Below are 21419 nucleotides of genomic sequence, written 5' to 3' on the forward strand. Positions count from 1 at the left end.
GCGACTACTGCGCTTGGTGTTGTTCGCGTGCGACGCGCAGGTGGAACAACAGGTCGGTGACATCGGCGGGTGAGTTCACGCGATAGGTTGCGCGAGTTTCTCCTTCACCTACCTTGACGGTCACCGCATTGGGGTTCTGCGCAAGTGCGGCAAACGCGTCTTCGTCCGTGACGTCGTCTCCTACGTAGAGGATTTCCGGGGCCGAGGTGGTTAATTCGTTGACAGCGTCCCCTTTGGTGACGTGACGGACGGTCAGTTCCAGAATGTCGTGACCGCTGACTTGCCGTACGTGGTTGAAACGTGTCTGGGCCTGCTGGATGTACGCGAGAACTTCGTCGCGGAACTCCGGTTTGACGGTTCGCCAGTGGAATGTGCGACCTAAAGGTTTACGCTCAATCCACGCACTGGAGTCAGCGAATCTAGTCTCAAACTCCTGGACGCAGTCTTCTAGTTCTTCAAGTATGGCTTCTTCGTTGTCCGTGAGGTTCACTTGGGTGGCTTCCAGCCCACGTTTACCAGGCAGAACGTGGGCGGTTTCTGAACCGTGCGAGCCGTACATGAGAGTTCCCGCCGGAGGCTCATACACGTTGAACAGGTTGTCTAGGTTCCTTCCAGACACGAGTGCCACCCGCGTGTGTTTCAAAACAGACAGGGCCCGCACCTCGGCGGCAGAACCCGGCAGGGGAGCGGACGTGTACGGGTCGTCGACAAGCGGGGCCAGAACGCCGTCAAAATCCAACGCGACGGTGAGCCTGGAAGCCTGAGCCAGCCGTTCAATGGCTGTTTTGAGGTCCTGTGGAAGGCCGTGGGCGTGGTGGGTAGCTGCGTCTTCAAGAGCGTCGAGGAAGCTACGTGACCACACGTGCACTGTGTCCTTTTCCAAGCGTTTACGCATGAGACGCATGCGGTGGCGTTGCTCTTTAGGCGGGAGCTCGCACGCGCGCATGATGGTGTTTTTCATGTTGTCGATGTCGTGCGGATTGACCTTGAGCGCTTGTGTCAGTTGGTCAGCAGCGCCGGTGAATTCGCTTAAGACAAGTGCGCCCGTGTCGTCGAGCCTGCACGCGACATACTCTTTTGCAACCAGGTTCATGCCGTCGCGCAACGCGGTGACGAGGCATACATCAGCGGCGAGGAAAAGGGCCACCATTTGATCGCGCGGATACGAGTGGTGCAGATAGTGAACGACCTGGTTGTTCAGGTCTGAGAACTCGCCGTTGATCCGGCCCACGGCGAGTTCAACGTCGTACCGAATCTGCTTGTACTGCTCGACACGTTCTCGGCTGGGTGTGGCCACCTGAACCAAAGTTACGGACTCTGGGTCGAGTCGCTTGTCACGGAGGAGTTCTTCAAATGCTTTGATGCGGTGCCTGATGCCCTTTGTATAGTCCAAACGGTCCACGCCCAACATGACGATGTCCGGGTTGCCCAGATCGCGCCTGATTTGGGCCGCGCGCTCAATGATGGCGGGGTCGGCGGCCAGTTCTTGAAGGGAGTCTGTATCGACTGAGATGGGGAAGTGCCGGGCAATCGACGCGTGCCCTGGAACGCCGAGGTCGTCCTGGGCAGGTACGGTGAGTCGCTCTCCGCGGGTGGAAGTGCCGCAGAGATTTCGGACCGCTGAACGGAAGTTTGCAGCATCAGTTGGGCGCTGAAAGCCGATCAGATCAGCGCCTTGTACGCCTGTCAGGATCTCTTTCCGCCATGGCAGCTGGGAAAACAGTTCCCATGCTGGAAACGGAATGTGGTTGAAAAAACCAATTTTGAGGTCCGGGCGTTTCGCCCGTAATAGAAGGGGAACTAACAAGAGCTGGTAGTCGTTGACCCAGACGGTTGCACCTTCAGCTGCGACTTCAGCTGCCCGGTAGGCAAAGCGTTCATTGACGTCGCGATACGCGTCCCACCACGTGCGGTGGTATTCGGGAGGCACAATGACATCGTGAAACAAGGGCCACAAAGTGGCGTTGGAGAACCCTTCGTAATAGCGTCGGACCTCGGTTGCTGTAAGAGTCACGGGAACAATGTGGATTCCGTCTTTGTCGAACGGGTCGAGATCTTCATCTGGTTGACCAGCCCATCCGACCCATGCACCATGGGTGCGTGACATGACGGGGTCCAGCGCTGTGACGAGCCCGCCGGGGGACGTGCGCCACGCAGGCGGATCGACCGAGGTATCCCGGTCGACCGGAAGGCGGTTGGCAATGACGACAAAGTCAGGGCCAGACTGGGGCGGGTCGATACGTTTTGATTGATACTTACCTTCAGCTAACCGTTCCATGTGTCCCTTTCGGAAAGTACGCTCAAAACTTATTTTAAGGTGTTGGCTTAGGCTGGTATGGATGGCTGTTGAACAGTTAGGCAAATATCGCCTAGTAGAGGAACTTGGTTCAGGCGGCATGGGCGTGGTCTACCTTGCGGTAGATCCGGACAACAGGCCCGTTGCCGTCAAGGTGTTGCACCCTTCTATCGCTAATGACCAAACAGCCAGAATGCGCCTTGCGCGTGAGGTGCGCACCCTTCGCCGGATCCAGCACCCGCGTATCGCCGCAGTGCTCGACGCGGAGTTGGAAACCGAAACACCCTACGTGGTGACCGAGTTTGTGGACGGTCTCACGCTGTCCGACGACGTGCGGGAGAACGGTCCGTTTGCCGAAGACGAACTTGTCCACTTTGGCCACGCACTTCTTGACGCCCTGACTGCGGTCCACAACGCCGGTGTGGTGCACCGCGACCTCAAACCGGCCAACGTCATGATCATGGACGGCGAACCCATGGTGATCGACTTTGGTATCGCCCAAGCAGCCGACGAAGTCAAGGTGACAGTCACCGGCTTGGTCATGGGAACGCCGGGGTACTTGAGCCCTGAAATTGTGGACGGTAAGCAGTCCAATGAAAAGACCGACTGGTGGGGATGGGCCGCCACCATGGCCTTTGCAGCAACCGGGCACAACCCATACGGATCAGGCGGCATCGAAGCTGTTATTGCACGCGTTGCTTCTGGGCGCGCCAACCTGCAAGGTGTCCCGGAACGATTCGTACCACTTCTTCGCGCTTGCCTAGACCCCAAACCTGAACGCCGTCCGTCGGGTCAGATGATCCTGGAAGCGCTTGTTGAAATCGAATCGGGCCAAATGCCCAGCCTGGGTGGCGCCGTCCCGGCACCTCCACCCGCGCCCCACCTCGGCGACACCATGGTAGGTGGGCCAAATGTGCCGGCCCCTCCTGACAACAACATTGCCGGTTATGCCGGGCAACCAGCGTTCGAGAACGGGCCCGCGCTTGCTGGCATCGACCTCGGCGCACATAGCCAAGACCGGCACTCTGCTATGGGGCTTATGGGGAGCCCACGGCCAGGAGGGCATCCGGTTCAACAGCACGTGCCACCGGCGAACATTCAGCCACCCCCGCAAGATTTCACCCAGCAGCCCGCATACATGTCGGGACCGGTGGGCACGCCGTATCCTCAGTACGGCTCGCAACACCACTACGAACATTATGAACAGCCCGTAACGCTGGGACCACCAGCTGGTGCGTCCAAGCTGTCGGCTCTGACTGTGCTTGCTTTGGTGCTTCTGTCCATTGCGCTAACCGCTTTGGCGCCGCTGATCACTTTGGGCGCGGTAGTTGTGTGGCAGATTGTTGCGCGCACGGTGGGAACCATGGTGAGGAGTCACCGTGAACGCCTTGTGGCGACTGGAAAAGCGAGCACGTCAGGCACTGTCGCGCGCACGCCCGTTGCGATTGTGACAGCTGTGCTGTTCACTGCTGTGGGGCTTATTTTGCCGTTGATCGCAGCCTGTGCTGTGGCGCTTATGACGTGGTTGGACGTCGCCGGGATCGTGCCGCGGGGTTATCGCGAAGAAACGGCCTTGATCGCTGCTGCCTGTGCAGGTGCAGTTGTCATGTGGTTTGGTCCCACGTCGTCCAATCTACGCCGAGGTTCGCGCCAGATTGCGGCCGTGGCAGTTGGCAAATCGACAGTGGGGCATTGGTTGGCGATCGGGTTGCTGAGCGTGCTCGCCCTGTTAGCGTTTTTGACGGTTGTTGGGGGAGTCGGCGTCACGTGGTGGCCGGCCCAAGACAGTCCGCTTGATCTTTTGCCGGTAAGTGACTAACTCGAGAAGTTGAGCCTTCAACCGTTGTGATAATGTGCCCACGAGAAAACGTGACCTCCTGGGCAAAACCATAGAAGAGGAAAAATGGCCAAAGACCAAGTTGAACGCAGGCAAGCTGCGCGCGAAAAAGCTCGTCAGATTGCACAAGCGCAGGCCAACCGAGAGAAGCGTGCCAAGACCATCCTCTGGTCCGGAATCGCTGTTGTTGTGGTTGCCGTTATCGCAGTGATCGTTGTGTTGATTGTGCATTCGTCGCGACCTGCTGTTGGCCCGGCCACTATGGTCAACGGTGGGGTTACGTTAACGCAGGGCGAAAAGGGAACCACAGTCGTTGCCCACCCATCAGATAAAGAAAACGTCCCAGACGGCCTGCCGGCATATGATTCTGGAAAACAAAAAGAGAACGCAGCTCACGTAGACGTGTACCTGGATTTCCAGTGTCCGGCGTGCAAGAGCTTTGAAGACACCAACGGTGCCGCGCTCACCAAACTCATGGAATCTGGCGACATCACCGTGACGTACCATCCCGTTTCTATCCTCGATGGAGCTTCGGGAGGAAACAAATTCGCGACCCGTGCCGCTAACGCTTTTATGTGTGTCGCTGATGCGAAGAACGATGACAAGCTCGTCGACGTGATCCAGAATATCTTTGCGCAGCAGCCTGAAGAAGGTGGCAGCGGAATGGAAGACGATCAGCTTCTGGGCATTCTCGAAAAGTCCGGAGTTGACTTGGACGCTAAGACGACAGTTCTTGAGGAACAGCCCACTGTGCGCGACTGTGTAACGAATGTGTCGTTTGAGAAATATGTGCAACAGGCCACCAAAACTGCACAAGACCGTGATCTGAAGGGCACACCACGCATTCAGGTTAACGGCAAGGACGTAGAGCCCAAAGTGTGGGCCAACCCTCAGTCGTTTGGGCGGACCTTGCTTGAGGCGACCGGCCAGATCGGTGGCCAAAAGTAGTGCCAGGTTGAACGAGGAGCCAAATGTGACTTTGGGACCGGTATTCGGCTAGACTGAATTGGCTTCAGATCGATGAGGTCTGAAGCAGTGCCTCCTTAGCTCAGATGGCCAGAGCATCCGCCTTGTAAGCGGAGGGTCGTCGGTTCGAATCCGACAGGGGGCTCTCTCAAAGCCCTTCACCAGAAACACCCTCCCTGGTGAAGGGCTTCTGCGTTCTTGAAATGAGTGCTTGTGTTATAACCCGTGCGTGGCCTGTGAACCGTTACAGAACCGGCACACGGTTAATCCCTAGATCAGACGGCCGAATCGTTAGGATAAGTAGAAGAATCAAACAAACACGAAAGGCCCGACTCACATGGGATTGCTTGAAGGATTGGGGACAGCACTCGTTGTCTTCGTAATTTTCATCATCGTTATTGCGGTTCTTCTTTTTGGTGGCCTTCGCACCAGCATCTTCTTCACCGTGCGAACTCAGGAAGCCGTCATCGTCGAACGATTTGGGCGTTTTAAGAAGGTGTGCGAAGCAGGTCTGAACACCAAGATGCCGTTCATCGAAACCACCACAAAGCCTATTTCACTGCGCGTCCAGCAGCTGGAAGTCAACATTGAAACCAAGACCCAGGACAACGTGTTCGTCATGGTGCCAGTGGCTGTGCAGTACGTGGTGAGCCAACATTCGGTGCGCGAGGCTTACTACAGCCTGGCCAACCCAGAAGAACAAATCCGGTCATACGTCTTCGACACTGTGCGTTCGGCGCTCTCGACTCTGACGCTGGACTCCGCATTCGAATCCAAAGACGACATCGCATACAGCGTTGAACAGCGACTGTCCGAATCCATGGCCCGTTACGGATTCCGCATCGTCAACACGCTCGTCACCGACATCTCACCAGACTCCCGCGTGCGCGACTCCATGAACTCGATCAACGCGGCGCAGCGCGACCGCGAAGCCGCCCAGGCCCTCGCGGAAGCCGACAAGATTAAGCTCGTGACACAGGCAGAAGCCGAAGCCGAGTCCAAGCGCCTCCAAGGTGTGGGTATCGCTGCTCAACGTAAAGCAATCGCAACCGGTATTGCCGAACAGTACGAGCTTCTGCGTGAAGTGGGAATTGAAGACACAGCTGAACAGCTCCTGCTCATGACCCAGTACTTCGATACCATGCAAGACGTGGCACGTAATGGACGCTCAAACGTACTCCTCCTGCCTAACAACCCAGGCCAGTTGGGTAACCTGAGCGAAGAAATCCGCACCACTCTTCTGCAAGTCAACGCAGTACGAGAAGCTAATGAAGACGCAGAGAAGCGCGCACCTCGGACGCGGAAGGAAGTCCGCCAAAAGTGGGAGAACTACTCTGATGACCTTCCCGACCTCCCGCCGTACAACCCAGAGTCGTAGATCACATTAAACTGATCCAGTGACTGTTTCACTGGACTTTAGGAGGGACGTTGGCCCGCGAAGCGCTTGACCGATTTTTTGAGATCTCAGCTCGCGGATCAACGGTAGGTCGTGAAGTGCGTGGAGGACTCTCCACGTTCTTTGCAATGAGCTACATTGTTGTGCTCAACCCGCTCATCATTGGAGCCGCCGCCGACTCCACCGGCAAGTTCCTGGGCGGGGGAGCCGAACCAAACTTCGCAGCGATCGCGGCTGCCACCTCGCTCATATCCGGTGTTCTGACAATCCTCATGGGGCTCATTGGTAACTTCCCCATGGCGGTGTCGTCATCCCTGGGTATGAGCGCTTTTATTACCTTTGGAATCATTGTGATTCCGGGAATGACCTGGGCTGACGCAATGGGGCTCGTGGTCATTGAAGGCATTATTCTTCTGATCCTCGTTCTCACGGGATTTCGGCAAGCGATTTTCAACGCCGTCCCCGATCAACTGAAAACCTCCATTTCAGTTGGTATTGGAATGTTTATCACGCTGATCGGAATGATCAACGCTGGGTTTATCGCCAACGCCGGCGGCAACGCACTGCAACTGGGCAACAACGGCTACCTTGTGGGCTGGCCCATGCTGGTGTTCATCGTCACGCTCTTCGTGCTGTTTGTGTTGCACAGCAAGAAAGTGCGTTCGGCGATCCTTGTGTCGATTCTGGGCGCCACCGCACTCGCCCTCATTGTCGAAGCTATCTTTAAGCCCGGCCCCAAAGTATCCGGTGGTGAAGCCATCAACCCGAACGGGTGGCAACTCACCGTTCCCACGCTTGACCAAGAGTGGCTGAGCCTCCCAGACCTATCGACCCTGGGTCACTTCAACCTGCTGGGCTCCTTCAGCTCCGTGGGCATCATTACGGGAGTGCTTATCGTTTTCACGCTGCTCCTCACCAACTTCTTCGACCTCCTGGGCACCATGATGGCCGTGGCAAACACAAGTGGCCTTGCGAATGAACACGGGCAGATCCCGCACTCCAAACGGATCATGGTCGCCGACGCGATAGGCGCGATCGGCGGTGGGCTGGGGGCCACCTCGGCGAACTCCGGGTTTATCGAGTCAACCGTGGGTGCCGGGGACGGCGCCCGCACCGGGCTGGCAAATGTGGTGACCGGTGTGCTTTTCTTAGCGACGATCGTGCTCTCACCACTGGCCTCAGTGATCCCGTCTGAGGCGGCCGCACCCACCCTGGTGCTCGTGGGCTTCCTCATGATGCAACAAGTGGTCAAGATCGACTGGGCCAATCCTGAAATCGCAATCCCGGCGTTCCTCACGATCGTTCTCATGCCGTTTTCGTACTCGATCACGAACGGTATTGGGGCGGGATTCGTCACGTTTGTGGTGATGAAGGTGGCGCGCGGAAAGTACCGGGACGTTCACCCACTCATGTACCTGACAGCCGGAATGTTTGTGCTGTACTTTGTTTCCGGGCCACTGCAAGACGCCCTCGGTGGCGCGTAAGGATGTCGCGAGAGCGTCGCTTTTGCGCCTACCGGATTTGGGAAACGGGAACGTAGTCAGGGTATTTAGGGGTAACTGAGTCCCCAGAGCTCACGCCCTGAATCCGCCTACCTACCCACGGCACAAAGTGCTCACGAACCCACAAGGCTTCGTGTGCGATTCTTTCGCGCACGGGTTTTGCTGGCTGTTTGGGAATTTTGAAACCGCTCTTCTCCGCGGAACGATTCAGCAGGGTCGACAAGGCTTTTTCCGCTACCACAGCGTGCCCCTCGCTGCTCAAGTGAATTCGATCTTCGGCCCACATCTGTGCCCGGTAGAGCCCGCGCGTTCCCCACAGGTCCAGCATGTAGCACCCGTGGCGCTGGGAAATGGTCCACAAGTGCGAGTTGTAGATGGCAACGCGTGACCGCAATGCGCGTAAAAGAGGGGACGCCGCCGAGGTGTCATACCCGTTGCCCATGAGAACCTGGATGCCTTCCCTACGGAGGGCGACGATCGAGTTTTCAACAACCGATGCGAGCTCATCAACCTTGGCGCCAGGCCGCATACAGTCGTTACCACCGGCAACGAATGACACCAGATCAGGTTTAGTGTCTAGAGCAAACGTCAGCTGCTCGTCTACGACTTGGTGGAGCACCTTTCCCCGTACCGCCAAATTCGCGTACTGCAATTCCGGAGTCGACAGCGGGCTGTCGCTTAACGCGATTGCGAAATGGTCGGCCCACCCTCTAAATGTGTCGCCCTCACCGTCCATCAGGCCTTCGGTAAATGAATCCCCCAGTGCCGCATAGCGGTGGATGAGATCGGCTTGCGGTTCTACTTCGTGTGGAGCAGAGTCACGGGTGGGATCTGACATGTTTCCTCAACCTGTTGGGGCGCGTGTTGTGCCCTCATAATACGACTTTTCAGCAGTAATCTGCCCTCACAGCCTTCCACACATGAGACCCTCATATGATGCTCACCTCCCGTCTAGACCTCGTACAGACAGCGAGTAACGTAGGAGTGTACGATCTGAGGCGAAGACGCTCACACACCCCGCCAATCCACGAAAGGAGCACAGTGAACGCTCACCGTCTGCAACTTATGAGACTCACGCATTCATTGAGCTTCAACGGTGCAGAAAGTGTGGCGGCAGCGTGAGCGAACAGAAGCCAACAACTCAACCAACAACGCGTGGAGCGGCTCTTCCGCAGTCAGCGTTAAAAACCCAACCTGTTCCGCAACCTGAACGAAAGTCCCGGGCCCGGAAACTGTTGGCAACCACCTCGGCGCCTCTTCGTAAATCAACCCGCAAACGCGCAGAGGACATTGCCCGCCGCACTGTCGAAAAAATCGTCTCTGACCCTTCTCCACCCACCCAACCGGTCCCCATTGTGGCCATGCTCAAAGGGACGCCCTACCAGGAACCTGTCGAAGCCCGCGCAAAAACCGAAGCCGAAGCACGTCTCATTTTGGATCTCGCTGTGGACCTGGGGGCAATCATGTTGCGTGCAGGAGCGTCGAGTGCTGAAACTGAGCTCGCCGTTATTGCGACCTGTTCAGCCATGGGACTACCCAACGCTGAAGTTGACCTCACAGCTACTTCGCTGACGGTTCACTACTCCGACCCCGACGGCAAACTCCTCACAGTCATGCGCGTGGTGCGGGCGCTGTCCTTGCACTTTGCCAAACTGTCCTCGGTGCATTCGCTCGTCGCTGAAATGGCCAACGGGAAGATCGACTACGAAGAAGCACGCTCTCGGATCGACGCAATCCGCAACCAGAAACGCCCATACGCCGAATGGGTCGTGACCCTGGCTTGGGGAGTGCTGGTCATGTGCTTCATCAACCTGGTGGGCGGCAACGGAGTCGCTTCAATTCTGGGTTTCGTGATTGCCATTGCTTCTGACTGGTTCGGGAAAGTTCTCTACCGAGTTAACGTCCCGCCATTTTTTGTCATCATGGCTCAGTCGACTGTCGCGACTCTCGTGGCAATGGTGACCTACTCATTTGGCCTGATCTCAAGTCCGCAGTACATGGTCGCCGGGGGAATCGTTTTGTTGCTCCCTACGGTGAGCCTGATTTCTGCTGTCCAAGACGCGCTGACGGACTTCCCGCTCACGGCAGCGGCGAGGTCAGTCACCCTGTTCATGTCCTTTGCGGGAATCGTATCTGGAATTGCTGCGGGCTTGTACATTGGGCGTTTGTTGCACCTGCGTGAAATTGACGTGATTGTCCGCTCCGGTGGGATCGACGCGCTTACAACAATCGTTGCCCTGTTCGCTGCTTTTCTCGTTGCCGCGTGTGGCGCGATTGGGTATCAAGCTGCCAAACGAACCGTTGTGGTTGCCGGGGTTATTGGGCTGGTCGGTTTTGTGATCCTCGTGGGGCTCATGGTGCTGGGCGTGGGAAACATTCTGGCGTGTTTCGTCGCATCAACCGTGGTGGGATTCCTGTGCCGCCCAGCCGCCTTTAAACGCGGTGCACCAGTGATTGTGCTGATGATCCCCACAATTTTCCCGTTGCTCCAAGGCCTGTCGATCTTCTCATCGGTGTACAAAATTGTGGAACCAGAAGAAGCAGTGAGCCTCGCAAACGGTCTGTCTGCCCTGTTTGCGGCGTTAACTGCAAATGCTGCAATAGGTGTGGGGGCGATTCTGGGCGACTTTATTGTGCGCCCGTTTATGAAGCGTCGGGTAAACGCCAAACAACAGGCTCAGAACCCTGATCTCGCAGAATCTGGTTCGCCCGACTAAACGGCTTAGACCCAAAAAATCCGCGAGAAGCTGACAACGGCGACGGGTGCGCCGACTCAATCCGGGGAACCTCGCCAAGCTCTCGTGCCAACGCCTGCGCTTGCCGACCCCACAAAATCGCAACCAGGGGGCCACCTCGGCGTGCCAAAACCCGGATCGCGTGATCCGTGATGTCCTCCCAACCCGCGCCTCTGTGTGACCCAGGGCTACCCGGCGACACCGTGAGAACCCGGTTGAGGAGCATCACCCCCTGGCGCTGCCATGCCCGTAAGTCTCCGTGTGTGGCAGGTCCAACGCCGAGGTCGTCGTAAAGTTCGCGGTAAATGTTGGCAAGTGAACGGGGGAGTGGGCGCACGTCAGGGTTCACAGCGAACGACAGCCCAATGGGATGGCCCACTGTGGGATACGGGTCTTGTCCCACAATGAGGACCTTGACATTAGCCAAAGGCTCTTCAAACGCGCGGAAAACTGCGTTGCCGACAGGCAGATAACCACGACCTTGGGCAATCTCAGCGCGCAAGAAGTCGCCCATGTGCGCAATCTTGTCTGCAACAGGTTCCATCGCTTGTGCCCAGTCGGGGGCCATGATGTCAGTCAGAGCCATAATCCCGAGCCTAGTGCAGGGCGCACAGCCGATGTGCGATTTTTGCATGTGACGGACCATGGACTGATGTGTCGAGCATCACGCAGTATCGCTATGCTGGCTGGGAGGTTTATCCAACGAAAGGATCGACATGGCTGATTTCCCTCAGGCGCAAGACTGGAAGATGTTCATCGGTGGCGAATGGGTTGACGCGGTTGACGGAAGCCGCGCAAACGTCATCACTCCAATCGACCGCAACCAGGTCATCGCAACTGTTCCGAACGGAAAAGCTGAAGACGCTGACGTGGCCGTCAAAGCAGCCCGCGCTGCCTTCCCAGCATGGTCGCAGCTGCACTTCAAGGAACGCCAGAAGTTGCTCACCCAGTGCGCCGATGCACTGGCAGAAGCGTCTGAGGACCTTGCTCAGCTCACTGCCCTGGACACAGGGAACGCGGTCCGCACCCAGGCGCGCCCAGAAACCAACATTCTGGTCGACCTGTTCCGCTACTTTGGTGGAGTCGCGGGTGAAGTGAAAGGCAACACCCTGCCAACCGGGCCAGACCAATTGCAGTTCACCAAGCGCGTGCCACTCGGTGTGGTGGCCGGTATTCTGCCGTGGAACTCACCACTCATGATCGCAGCGTTCAAAACTCCTGCTGCCCTGGCTGCAGGAAACACCATCGTTCTCAAGTGTGCCGAAGACGCGCCGCTCACTATTTTGCGGATGGCCCAGATTATTGGCGACATCCTTCCTGCCGGAGTTCTCAACGTTGTGACCGGTAAGGGATCGGTGATCGGTGAAGCCCTGACCCAGCACCCAGACGTTGACAAGGTGTCGTTCACTGGCTCCACCGGCGTTGGTCGCCACGTGGCCAAGGTGGCAGGCGCCCGGCTCGCTCACTCCTCCATGGAGTTGGGCGGTAAGAGCCCCAACATTGTGTTCCCGGACGCAATGTCTGATGAGGTTCTGGACCAAGTGCTTCTGTCTACCCGGTTTGCACGTCAGGGGCAGTCTTGCACCATGGGGTCGCGTCTGTTCATCCACGCAGCCATTTACGACGAATTTTTGGGCAAGCTCGTTGAGCGCATCAAGGGCATGAAGGTCGGTGACCCACGCGATGAGTCGTCCGACATCGGCTGTGTCATAAACGAAAAGCAGTACAACCAGATTGCGCAGTACATTGAAATCGGCCGCTCCATGGAAGGCGTGGACGTCGCATATGACGGCAGCGATGCCCTCGAAGTTGGGGAACCTGGTTTCTACCACGCACCTGTTGTGTTCGCTAACGCGAAGAACGACTGGCAAACCAGCCGCGAAGAAATCTTTGGTCCAGTTCTTTCGGTGATCCGATTCGAAACCGAAGAAGAAGTCATCGCCATGGCAAACGACTCCGACTACGGCCTTGCCGCATACGTGTTCACCAAGGACATTGACCGCGCACTGCGGGTGGCCAACGCAATCGAATCCGGTTGGGTCCAGGTCAACCAGGGTGGTGGCCAGCAGGTTGGGCAGTCCTACGGTGGTATGAAGACCTCCGGTTTTGGGCGTGAAGCCTCACTGGAAGGAATGCTGGAAGGTTTCACCCAATTCAAACAGATCAACGTAGCGATTCGCTGAACCTGACCCGCGGACACCTGCCCTTTGAGAGGCGGGTGGGAACGACCTCGGCGTGATAGAAACGGGAGTGCACAGCGCTCCCGTTTCTGCTTCCCTCGAAGTGTCTGAAACGCTGGAAGGGTAATGGTGGGTAGAATAGCGCGCAGTGAAGGAAGGTGACATGGAATCTGAACAGCTAAGCGAACTCGAGCAGAAAGTGCTCGAATTTGAGCGGCAGTGGCACACCCTCGGCGGTGTTAAAGAACACGCGATTCGTGAACAGTTCAACCTGAGTTCGACCGGATACTTTCAGATTCTCAACTCGCTTTTAGACAACCCGCATGCCTATGCGCAAGACCCTATTTTGATCAAACGTCTCCGTCGGATCCGTGACGGACGCCAACGTGATCGAGCCCAGAGGATGGCCCGTTAAAACATGACCAAGTACCCACCAGACGAATTCGACTCCATCGTTCCGTCGGGACGTAAAGGAGCGCACCGTCGCCAATCGAGTGGTATGAGTCAGACCGCGGCGATTTCGCTGATCGCCGTTCTGGCGGTCGTTGCTGTTGTTTTAGTGATCGGGGTGGTGCGGATCATTGGATCTTCTGCGGTTGACCCAGAGGAACAGGTCGCTGGTCCTGGAAATAGCGAAACCGCAACCCCACAGCCGTCGGAGACTTCGGTCAATGTGAAGGAGCGTTCGGGAACCGTGCAGGTTCTCAACGCTTCAGGCGTGACCGGAGCGGATACGACGGTTGCAAAGAAAATCGAAGACGCCGGTTGGTCCGATGTGAAGACGGAACGTGGGCGGTCTTCGTCATCTACTTCAGTTGTGTACTACGCGGATGGTTTTAAAGACGAAGCTCAAGCTCTCGCCGAGGTCGTTGGTGCAGAGGACGTGAAGTCTAGTCCCAAGTACAGCACTGACATCACGCTGTTGCTGAACTCTGATATTGCAAAGGGTTTGGCGTCAGATGAGCCCAGTGCCGAGGCGACTGACGGAGCCAGTAAAAACAGCGAAGAAAGTGGCGCTAGCGAATAAACGTCATGGATGTGTGCTGTAGATGCACACGCCGTGTTAAAAAAAGTTTTCCTGTGCATTTTCCTACGAAGATCGGCATTAAATGGTGTGATTGCGTGGAAAATCGTGGTTTTATTGTTGTTTTGCGTCTTTGGTGGTGTGTTTTTTGAGTGCACGCTTATGAGTGCGTGAACTGACGCAACATAAATACGCTGCGACCTGCAAAAACATGCGTCAAAGCTCGGTAGGATCGGGAGTGCTACACATGTACGCAACGATGCAATACACAACTGGAGAAGATAATGACGCAGGGAACGGTCAAGTGGTTCAACGCTGAAAAGGGCTACGGATTTATCACCGTTGACGGCAGTGACCAGGACATCTTCGTGCACTACTCGGAGATCCAGATGGATGGATACCGTTCGTTGCAAGAAGGCCAGCAGGTTGAATTTAATGTGGGCCAGGGAGACAAGGGGCCGCAGGCTGAAGGCGTTACGCCACTCTAAAGAGAATTTCACGCGCCTAAGGCGCTCTGCATTTGCACTCGATGGTGGAGAGTGCTAAATCTAGACGTGGCAAGCACTGAGTGCAGATGAGGGTTTGTTGAACCGAAGAAGGGAATCGGTTGAGTAAGCCCCGCCGTCGCGGGCTCTGTACAACGTGAACACAAGCCACCCGCACAGGGAGGATGCTCGCCACTATGGCAAAGCTCATTGCATTTGACGAAGAAGCTCGTCGTGGCCTCGAGACAGGTTTGAACACCCTGGCTGACGCAGTCAAGGTGACGCTGGGACCTCGCGGCCGCAACGTTGTGCTGGAAAAGAAGTGGGGCGCACCGACGATTACCAACGACGGTGTCTCCATCGCTAAAGAAATCGAGCTCGAAGACGCGTACGAAAAGATCGGCGCCGAGCTGGTTAAAGAAGTAGCTAAGAAGACTGACGACATTGCCGGTGACGGAACCACTACCGCTACCGTTCTCGCTCAGGCTCTGGTTCGCGAAGGTCTGCGCAACGTCGCAGCCGGTGCTGACCCACTGAGCCTCAAGCGCGGAATCGAAAAGGCTGTCGACGCAGTTACCTCGGTTCTTCTTGAAAACGCTAAGGACGTCGAAACCAAGGAGCAGATCGCTGCTACCGCTGGTATTTCGGCTGGTGACCCTGCAATCGGTGAACTGATCGCTGAAGCTATCGACAAGGTCGGTAAAGAAGGCGTTGTCACCGTTGAAGAATCCAACACCTTTGGTCTTGAGCTCGAACTCACTGAAGGTATGCGCTTCGACAAGGGATACATCTCCGGATACTTCGTCACTGACGCTGAACGTCAGGAAACGGTCTTGGAAGACCCGTACATCCTGATCGTCAACTCCAAGATCTCGAACGTGAAGGACCTCTTGCCGGTTCTCGAGAAGATCCAGCAGTCCGGTAAGCCACTGCTGATCATCGCCGAGGACGTTGAAGGTGAAGCGCTCGCAGTTCTGGTTGTGAACAAGATCCGCGGGACCTTCAAGTCGGTTGCTGTTAAGGCTCCTGGCTTTGGTGACCGTCGTAAGGCTCAGCTGGCTGACATTGCGATCCTGACCGGTGGTCAGGTCATCGCAGAAGAAGTGGGCCTCAAGCTCGAAAACGCAACCCTGGACCTCCTGGGTACCGCACGCAAGGTTGTTGTCACCAAGGACGAAACCACCATTGTGGAAGGTGCCGGAGACTCCGACGAAATTGCTGGTCGCGTAGCTCAGATCCGCCAGGAGATCGAAAACTCGGACTCCGACTACGACCGCGAGAAGCTGCAGGAACGTCTGGCGAAGCTCGCTGGCGGTGTTGCAGTTATCAAGGCTGGCGCTGCTACCGAGGTTGAGCTCAAGGAACGTAAGCACCGCATTGAGGACGCTGTCCGCAACGCAAAGGCTGCCGTTGACGAAGGTATCGTCGCCGGTGGTGGTGTTGCTCTGATCCAGGCCGGCAAGAAGGCGTTTGACTCGCTCTCACTGGAAGGTGACGAAGCAACCGGTGCGAACATTGTGAAGGTTGCTATTGACGCGCCTCTCAAGCAGATCGCAACCAACGCAGGTCTGGAACCAGGCGTTGTAGCTGAAAAGGTCCGCGGTCTGGAAGACGGCCACGGCCTCAACGCAGCAACCGGCGAATACGTCGACTTGCTCGCTGAAGGAATTAACGACCCTGTCAAGGTGACGCGTTCGGCACTGCAGAACGCTGCATCGATTGCAGGTCTGTTCCTCACCACCGAAGCAGTTGTGGCTGACAAGCCTGAACCGGCTCCTGCGGTTCCGGCTGACCCAACCGGTGGCATGGGCGGCATGGATTTCTAATCTAGTCGCTTAGCTCAAATGTGGCCCTCTGCCGTACGGCAGAGGGCCACATTGGGTTACAGTGGGCAAATGACTCTCGCCATATTTGTGATCTGCACTACCGCTTTTGTGGGTGCTCTTCTACAGCGGATGGCAGGTATGGGATTTGCGCTAGTTTCTGGACCTTTTATTGTTCTTGTTTTGGCGCCGATTCCCGGTGTTGTCCTGGTGAATATTTTGGGCGCGGTGTCGTCCGTGATTGTTTTTGCCCGTACGTGGCGCAATGTGCATTGGAAACAGGCAGGCGTGCTCATTGCTGGGGCTTTAGCGGGCACGTTTCCGGGTGCTCTGTTGGCGAGTAGCATGCCCACTGCGTGGCTCAACGTATTCATTGGCGTGCTGATCGTGGGGTCGCTTGCGACGTCCTTGTATTTAAGTCGGATCTTTGACCCCATCAAGTTTTGTTCTCGCAATGCGTTCCTGTTTGGGCTGGGCTCGGGTGTCATGAATGCGTCGGCCGGCATGGGCGGGCCGTTTTTGAGTTCGTACGCAGTTCTCTCCAGGTGGCAACAGGTGGCGTTTGCCGCGTCAATCCAGCCAGTTTTCATCACGATTGGAGCAGCTTCGGTTGCGAGCAAACTGGTTTTGGAAGAGGCAGCGTGGCCGCAAATGGCGCCCGAGGTGTGGGTTGCGGTGGCTGTGTCTTTGCTGGCGGGTCAGGTGGCAGGTGATTTCGGTGCGCGTAAGGTTCCGGTGCAGCTTTCTCGTGTGGTCATGTTGTCATTGGCGATGCTGGGCGGAATTCTCACGATCATTAAGGGCGTGAGCGAGTTAGCGGGCTAGGCCGCACAGTCAGCTACTAGGCGAGACTTCCGGTGGGACTCAGCTGGTATTCAGAGTGATTCGCGATAATGGTGGCGCTCAACAAGGGTTTTACCCCGTGAAAGGTTTTGAATGCTTTTCGTGTTTCTTATCGTGCTTGCTGTGACTTTTGCAGGCGCGTTTATGATCCAAAAATCCAATAGACAGCAGGAACAGGCTCGTGCGCAGGCAGCTTTAGAAGCAGTAAAGAAAACAGCTCACGAAGATGTGACTGAGTTTGGTGAAGAAGTGGCGTACTTGGACACTATTACTGCTGGTGTTGAGTTAGATGAAGGCGGTCGTCAGGACTACCAACGCGCTTTGAACGCGTATGAAACGGCAAAAGAAACCTTGGACCGGGTGAAGGATCCGGACGCGATTAAACATGTCACGGAAGCACTCGAAGACGGCCGGTACGCGGCTAGTTGCGTGCGGGCGCGCGTTGATGGGAAGCCTCTTCCTACCCGCACCCCGCCATGCTTTTTCAACCCCCAACATGGCCCCAGCGTCGAGAACGTCGATTGGGCGCCCGTGGGAGGGCAACCTCGGCCTGTTCCGGTGTGCGCCGCTGATGCAGAACGTGTTGCGGTGGGCGCGGAGCCTGCAGCTCGCAAGGTCACCACGGCAGATGGCTACACGCGCCGGAACTACTGGGAAGCTGGTCCGTCTTATGTCGCGTATAACCGGGGGTACTTCAATTCTTATGCGGGTTCCGGGTTGCTTCCGGGAATGCTCTTGGGTGCTATGATGTTTGGTGGCGCTCATAATTTTGACGGTTCGTACGCGGACGGTTTCAACGACGCGATGAATGGTGACGCCGGTGGCGCAGATGCCGGCAGCGACTTCGGGGGTGGCGACTTCGGAGGAGACTTTGGTGGCGGCGACTTCGGAGGCTTTGACTTCTGATGGAGAAGCTAGAGATTCGCGACGACACCATCAAACTTGGTCAAGCCCTCAAACTGCACGGGGTCGCTGAGGACGGCTTTATGGCCAAAGAGATGATCCAGGGTGGGGACGTGACGGTGAACGGTCAGGTTGATACCCGCCGAGGTGCCACCCTGCGGATCGGCGATGTGGTGAGTGTCGCTGGGGTTGAGTTCGAGATCTCGGGGCGCGGTTAACTGTCTGTCATCCCGGGAGCGTCCCACAGGGGCGACCATTTGGACGTGTCGTTTTCCATGGGAAGATCAGAACCGATTGCCGCTTTGAGGTTGAACTCTACAGCCGTGTCTCGAACGTTTTTCCCTGTTTGGACGAACGGGTAGAAGGTTCCTCGTTTATATAAGTACACGATTGTGGCGTTCTGGCCGTTTGAGTCGCGGAAATACGTGGAAGAGCACAGCAACATGGGCCCGAACCCTTGGTTTTCGAGTGCTGAGTTGATGGCGTGCACGTTTGTCATAAGCCGCGACATGTCACGGTCTTCATCGCGTACCACTTGCCACGTGTACCCGAATTCGTCTGTTTCTTGCCGAACGCTGGTGGCGTTGTCCATTTTGATGAGGTCGACACTTTCGCGTTCTGCTTGCGCAATTGCGGCACCCTCCATGGCGCGGAATGCGACAGCTGCGACGCCAGTGGGTCTGAAGTTGGTTGACACTTCGAGTGTGAGTGCTGCGCCTGGAACTGCGAAGAGGTTGTCGAGCTGTGGCTTTTTGGGCTTGCTGCGGCCCATGAGAGCGTCAAAGAATCCCATATGTTGCCCTTATCTTGGTTGCGATCGAGCGAGTGCTGTGTGCGCTGTTCATGCGGAGCGTGTTCGTGCTTAGTGAGGGCGTGACAGCTGTGTCGAAATCTTGCTCAGCTGTTCAAGGCGCTGTTCAAGTGACGGGTGGGTGGAGAACAGTTGCTTCACCGATTTACCGTTGACCGCCGGCAGGAAGGCCAAGTGGTTCGCGGCTCCTTGCGCACGGAGGTCCTGTGTTGGCACGGTGGTCATCTGTCCACTGAGTTTCGTCAGGGCCGAGGCGAGGGTCGACGGGGCGCCGGTGAGAAGAGCGGCCGCGCGGTCGGCTGCGAGTTCGCGGTATCGGGAAAGAACCCGAATGAGGAAGAAACTGAGCACGTACACGATGGCACCTACGGCCATCAGACCCAGGAGCACTAAAGCGCTGTTGTTGTTATTTGAACCGCGGTAGCGCGTGTAGAAGCCCATGCGGACCAAGAGCCCTGCAACCACACCCGTCACACCTGCGATCGTCATGACGGTGACGTCGCGGTGAGCCACGTGGGACAGTTCGTGAGCTAGAACCACTTCGACTTCTTTGGGTTCAAGTGTTTGTAACAACCCTTGCGTGACACAGACTACGGAGCGTTGTGGGGAGCGCCCTGTAGCGAAGGCGTTGGGCACAGGCGAGTTCGAATATGCGACGCGTGGTTTGGGGGAGTCGGCCAGCTGGCACAGCCGGTCAACGATCGCGTGCAGTTCTGGTGCTTCCTGTTCTGAAACGACGCGTGCGCGCATGGCGCGTAGCGCGATGGAGTCAGAGAAGTACCACTGGAAAAAGAAGGCTCCCACACTGATGACAAGGGCGAATACAACACCGGCTGGGCTACGTCCTAGGACGTACCAGATGCCTAAAATCAGAATGACGTAGATGAGCCCGTTGAGGAACAGTGCCGTGCCCATTCTGAAGTTCAGACCACGGTCTTTGACAAAGCGCCCACGCGCAGACACGGGAGCCTCCTTTATGTGGTTTTAGGACAGGTCGGGGATGAACCCTTCGCCTGTCAGTAGTTCGTCGATGTCTTCGAGGTTTGCGTCGGCGTAAGGAATCACGATGTCAGATGGTCCCAAATAGTCTTCGTCTACTGGGGTGGCGTGTTCCAAAACGAATTCACGCAAGCGTGTGAGCGCGTCCTGCACATGTGCGAGGTCCTTGTCGGCGACTGCTTTTTCTACTTCGTTGTCATAGGTTTGAAGTTGTTCTTCGTCGACGTCGGCCACATTGAACTGGCCTTCGCCCATTACGCGGATAATCACTTCTGTTCTCCCTCAACGTCGTCGACCTGAGCGTCCTGTGCTTCTTCCAACTGCGGGCGTGCCGAGTTGTTGGAAGCTGGCAACGAGTCGCGCATCCGAGCGAGTTCAGATTCGACATCCGAGTCGCTCGACAGCTGAGCAAGCTGACGGTCAATGTCGTCGTTAGGCCCTGCGGTCACGTCGTCGAGGGCACCGCTGGCGATGAGTTCGTCAACGGCTCCAGCCCGCGCCTGCAGTGCTGCCGTCTTGTCTTCAGCGCGCTGAACAGCGAGTCCAACGTCACCGAACTCTTCAGAGATTCCGCTGAATGCTTCACCGATCTTGCTTTGAGCTTCAGCCGCGTTGTAGTTGGCCTTGATGGTTTCTTTGCGGGTGCGGAAGGACTCCACCTTGCTCTGTAGGCGCTGCGATGCGTTGACGAGCTTCTGTTCTTCAGCCTGGAGGTTCTGGTGCTGAGACTGGAGGTCGGCAATTTGCTGGTTGAGGCCAGACTTGCGAGTCAAAGCCTCACGAGCCAAGTCTTCACGACCCATTTCCATCGCCTTTTGCGCCTGGCCCTGCAGTTTGTCCTGTTGCTGTTCGAGCTGGCCAATCTGCAGTTCCAAACGCTTACGGCTTGTTGCAACATCGGCTACTCCGCGACGAACCTTTTGGAGCAGTTCGAGCTGTTTTTGGTATGAGTAGTCAAGTGTTTCGTTAGGGTTTTCGGCCTTGTCCAAAGCCTTGTTGGCTTTAGCGCCGAAAATCATCGCGATGCGCTTAAAGATGCTCATGAGTGGATGTCTCCTTGGTCACCAGTTTGACCGTTAATATGGTCGATTCGTCCATCTCTAACCCTACTGGGTTCGGCTGTGAATTTCTTTAGTGAGATGACCAAGAAGACATGCCACAAGCGCATGTAGCACGCGCTAGGCGCTGAACATTCTCATGTTGGAATTTTCCACATCTGAGTACTGGGTTCCTGCTGTTTGGAGTGCGTCGCGAATCTTCCCAAGGGATTCGTGAACGCGTCGCTGAACGCCTTCCCACTCTTTTGCAACCGACTGAAAGTTCTGAGCAGCACCACCCTTCCAGCTGTCTGCAAGAGAGTTCAAATGAGCCATCAGGGCGTCAGTTTCAGTGCTGAGGGTCTCTACACTTTTGTTCGCCATGCCGGCAGCAGAGATGACCCGTTCTGAATCGACTTCGAAGTATGACATTGTGTTCCTTTCTGGAGTTCACGCCTTTGTGAAACCGGCGTCTTTTCACAATGAACCGCAATCGACACAAAAGAAACGGGGGAGAGGAGGCGTGTGGATAAGCGCAAAGCGTCCACAGAACAGTAACCACTCAGTGACGAGCGTTATCCA

21 protein-coding genes and 1 tRNA gene are annotated in these 21419 nt (G+C 56.5%); 14 read left to right on the top strand and 8 right to left on the bottom strand.

All coding sequences use genetic code 11. The annotated features are described in order from the left end of the window. Positions 1-4 precede the first annotated feature (4 nt). Entirely contained in the window at positions 5-2278 is a 2274-nt protein-coding gene (locus HMPREF0183_RS01020; RefSeq protein ID WP_005881829.1) for a bifunctional alpha,alpha-trehalose-phosphate synthase (UDP-forming)/trehalose-phosphatase, read from the bottom strand. A gap of 61 nt (positions 2279-2339) precedes the next feature. Here HMPREF0183_RS01020 and HMPREF0183_RS01025 point away from each other — a divergent pair, with 61 nt between their 5' ends. From HMPREF0183_RS01025 to HMPREF0183_RS01045, 5 genes are all read left to right on the top strand, one after another. Continuing rightward, complete coding sequence (locus HMPREF0183_RS01025) at positions 2340-4115, top strand: serine/threonine-protein kinase (RefSeq protein WP_005881831.1); 1776 nt, start codon at positions 2340-2342, stop codon at positions 4113-4115. 84 nt (positions 4116-4199) lie between these two features. Further along, positions 4200-5081: a DsbA family protein gene (locus HMPREF0183_RS01030; RefSeq protein WP_005881833.1), complete on the top strand. Its 882-nt coding sequence runs from the start codon at positions 4200-4202 to the stop codon at positions 5079-5081. A gap of 89 nt (positions 5082-5170) precedes the next feature. Beyond that, positions 5171-5244 (top strand) — tRNA-Thr (locus HMPREF0183_RS01035). A 192-nt stretch (positions 5245-5436) separates the two neighbouring features. Further along, complete coding sequence (locus tag HMPREF0183_RS01040) at positions 5437-6477, top strand: SPFH domain-containing protein (protein ID WP_005881835.1); 1041 nt, start codon at positions 5437-5439, stop codon at positions 6475-6477. A 50-nt stretch (positions 6478-6527) separates the two neighbouring features. Beyond that, positions 6528-7979 (top strand): NCS2 family permease, encoded by a 1452-nt coding sequence (locus tag HMPREF0183_RS01045; protein ID WP_005881837.1) that lies wholly within the window; start codon positions 6528-6530, stop codon positions 7977-7979. Between the two features lie 28 nt (positions 7980-8007). Here HMPREF0183_RS01045 and HMPREF0183_RS01050 read toward each other — a convergent pair whose 3' ends face one another. Next, positions 8008-8835, bottom strand: a complete 828-nt coding sequence (locus HMPREF0183_RS01050; RefSeq protein WP_005881839.1) for an SGNH/GDSL hydrolase family protein — start codon at positions 8833-8835, stop codon at positions 8008-8010. Between the two features lie 280 nt (positions 8836-9115). On the opposite strand from HMPREF0183_RS01050, the gene HMPREF0183_RS01055 reads away from it, so the two are divergent. Then, positions 9116-10714: a threonine/serine exporter family protein gene (locus HMPREF0183_RS01055; protein WP_005881841.1), complete on the top strand. Its 1599-nt coding sequence runs from the start codon at positions 9116-9118 to the stop codon at positions 10712-10714. Here HMPREF0183_RS01055 and HMPREF0183_RS12375 read toward each other — a convergent pair. Continuing rightward, positions 10641-11318 carry a uracil-DNA glycosylase gene (locus HMPREF0183_RS12375; protein WP_005881843.1) on the bottom strand — a complete coding sequence of 226 codons (678 nt, stop codon included), beginning with the start codon at positions 11316-11318 and terminating at the stop codon, positions 10641-10643. The genes HMPREF0183_RS01055 and HMPREF0183_RS12375 overlap by 74 nt on opposite strands. A gap of 130 nt (positions 11319-11448) precedes the next feature. On the opposite strand from HMPREF0183_RS12375, the gene HMPREF0183_RS01060 reads away from it, so the two are divergent. The 8 genes from HMPREF0183_RS01060 (at position 11449) to HMPREF0183_RS01095 (ending at position 18208) form a co-directional block, all read left to right on the top strand. Then, positions 11449-12915, top strand: coding sequence for an aldehyde dehydrogenase family protein (locus HMPREF0183_RS01060; RefSeq protein WP_005881845.1), 1467 nt, complete (start codon positions 11449-11451; stop codon positions 12913-12915). Between the two features lie 160 nt (positions 12916-13075). Beyond that, entirely contained in the window at positions 13076-13327 is a 252-nt protein-coding gene (locus tag HMPREF0183_RS01065; protein WP_005881847.1) for a DUF3263 domain-containing protein, read from the top strand. 3 nt (positions 13328-13330) lie between these two features. After that, entirely contained in the window at positions 13331-13939 is a 609-nt protein-coding gene (locus tag HMPREF0183_RS01070) for a LytR C-terminal domain-containing protein (protein ID WP_005881849.1), read from the top strand. A gap of 281 nt (positions 13940-14220) precedes the next feature. Next, entirely contained in the window at positions 14221-14424 is a 204-nt protein-coding gene (locus tag HMPREF0183_RS01075; protein WP_005881851.1) for a cold-shock protein, read from the top strand. A 194-nt stretch (positions 14425-14618) separates the two neighbouring features. After that, entirely contained in the window at positions 14619-16247 is a 1629-nt protein-coding gene (groL, locus tag HMPREF0183_RS01080; protein WP_040347628.1) for a chaperonin GroEL, read from the top strand. A gap of 69 nt (positions 16248-16316) precedes the next feature. Further along, positions 16317-17069: a sulfite exporter TauE/SafE family protein gene (locus HMPREF0183_RS01085; RefSeq protein ID WP_040347591.1), complete on the top strand. Its 753-nt coding sequence runs from the start codon at positions 16317-16319 to the stop codon at positions 17067-17069. A gap of 111 nt (positions 17070-17180) precedes the next feature. Continuing rightward, on the top strand, positions 17181-17993 hold the full coding sequence (locus tag HMPREF0183_RS01090) for a hypothetical protein (RefSeq protein ID WP_005881858.1): 813 nt from the start codon (positions 17181-17183) through the stop codon (positions 17991-17993). After that, positions 17993-18208: an RNA-binding S4 domain-containing protein gene (locus HMPREF0183_RS01095; protein ID WP_005881860.1), complete on the top strand. Its 216-nt coding sequence runs from the start codon at positions 17993-17995 to the stop codon at positions 18206-18208. Before HMPREF0183_RS01090 ends, HMPREF0183_RS01095 begins: the two co-directional genes overlap by 1 nt. Here the strand turns inward: HMPREF0183_RS01095 and pspAB are convergent. The 5 genes from pspAB to HMPREF0183_RS01120 all read right to left on the bottom strand — a co-directional run bounded on the left by pspAB (position 18205) and on the right by HMPREF0183_RS01120 (position 21269). Next, positions 18205-18783, bottom strand: coding sequence for a PspA-associated protein PspAB (gene pspAB / locus HMPREF0183_RS01100; RefSeq protein ID WP_005881862.1), 579 nt, complete (start codon positions 18781-18783; stop codon positions 18205-18207). The genes HMPREF0183_RS01095 and pspAB overlap by 4 nt on opposite strands. Before the next feature lie 69 nt (positions 18784-18852). Beyond that, complete coding sequence (htpX, locus tag HMPREF0183_RS01105; RefSeq protein ID WP_005881864.1) at positions 18853-19764, bottom strand: zinc metalloprotease HtpX; 912 nt, start codon at positions 19762-19764, stop codon at positions 18853-18855. Positions 19765-19785: 21 nt separating this feature from the next. After that, entirely contained in the window at positions 19786-20070 is a 285-nt protein-coding gene (gene pspAA, locus HMPREF0183_RS01110) for a PspA-associated protein PspAA (protein WP_005881866.1), read from the bottom strand. Beyond that, positions 20067-20843 carry a PspA/IM30 family protein gene (locus HMPREF0183_RS01115; RefSeq protein ID WP_005881868.1) on the bottom strand — a complete coding sequence of 259 codons (777 nt, stop codon included), beginning with the start codon at positions 20841-20843 and terminating at the stop codon, positions 20067-20069. Before HMPREF0183_RS01115 ends, pspAA begins: the two co-directional genes overlap by 4 nt. A gap of 135 nt (positions 20844-20978) precedes the next feature. After that, entirely contained in the window at positions 20979-21269 is a 291-nt protein-coding gene (locus HMPREF0183_RS01120; protein WP_005881870.1) for a WXG100 family type VII secretion target, read from the bottom strand. Positions 21270-21419: the final 150 nt, after the last annotated feature.

It is taken from the genome of Brevibacterium mcbrellneri ATCC 49030, from assembly GCF_000178455.1.
Classification (GTDB): Bacteria; Actinomycetota; Actinomycetes; order Actinomycetales; family Brevibacteriaceae; genus Brevibacterium; species Brevibacterium mcbrellneri.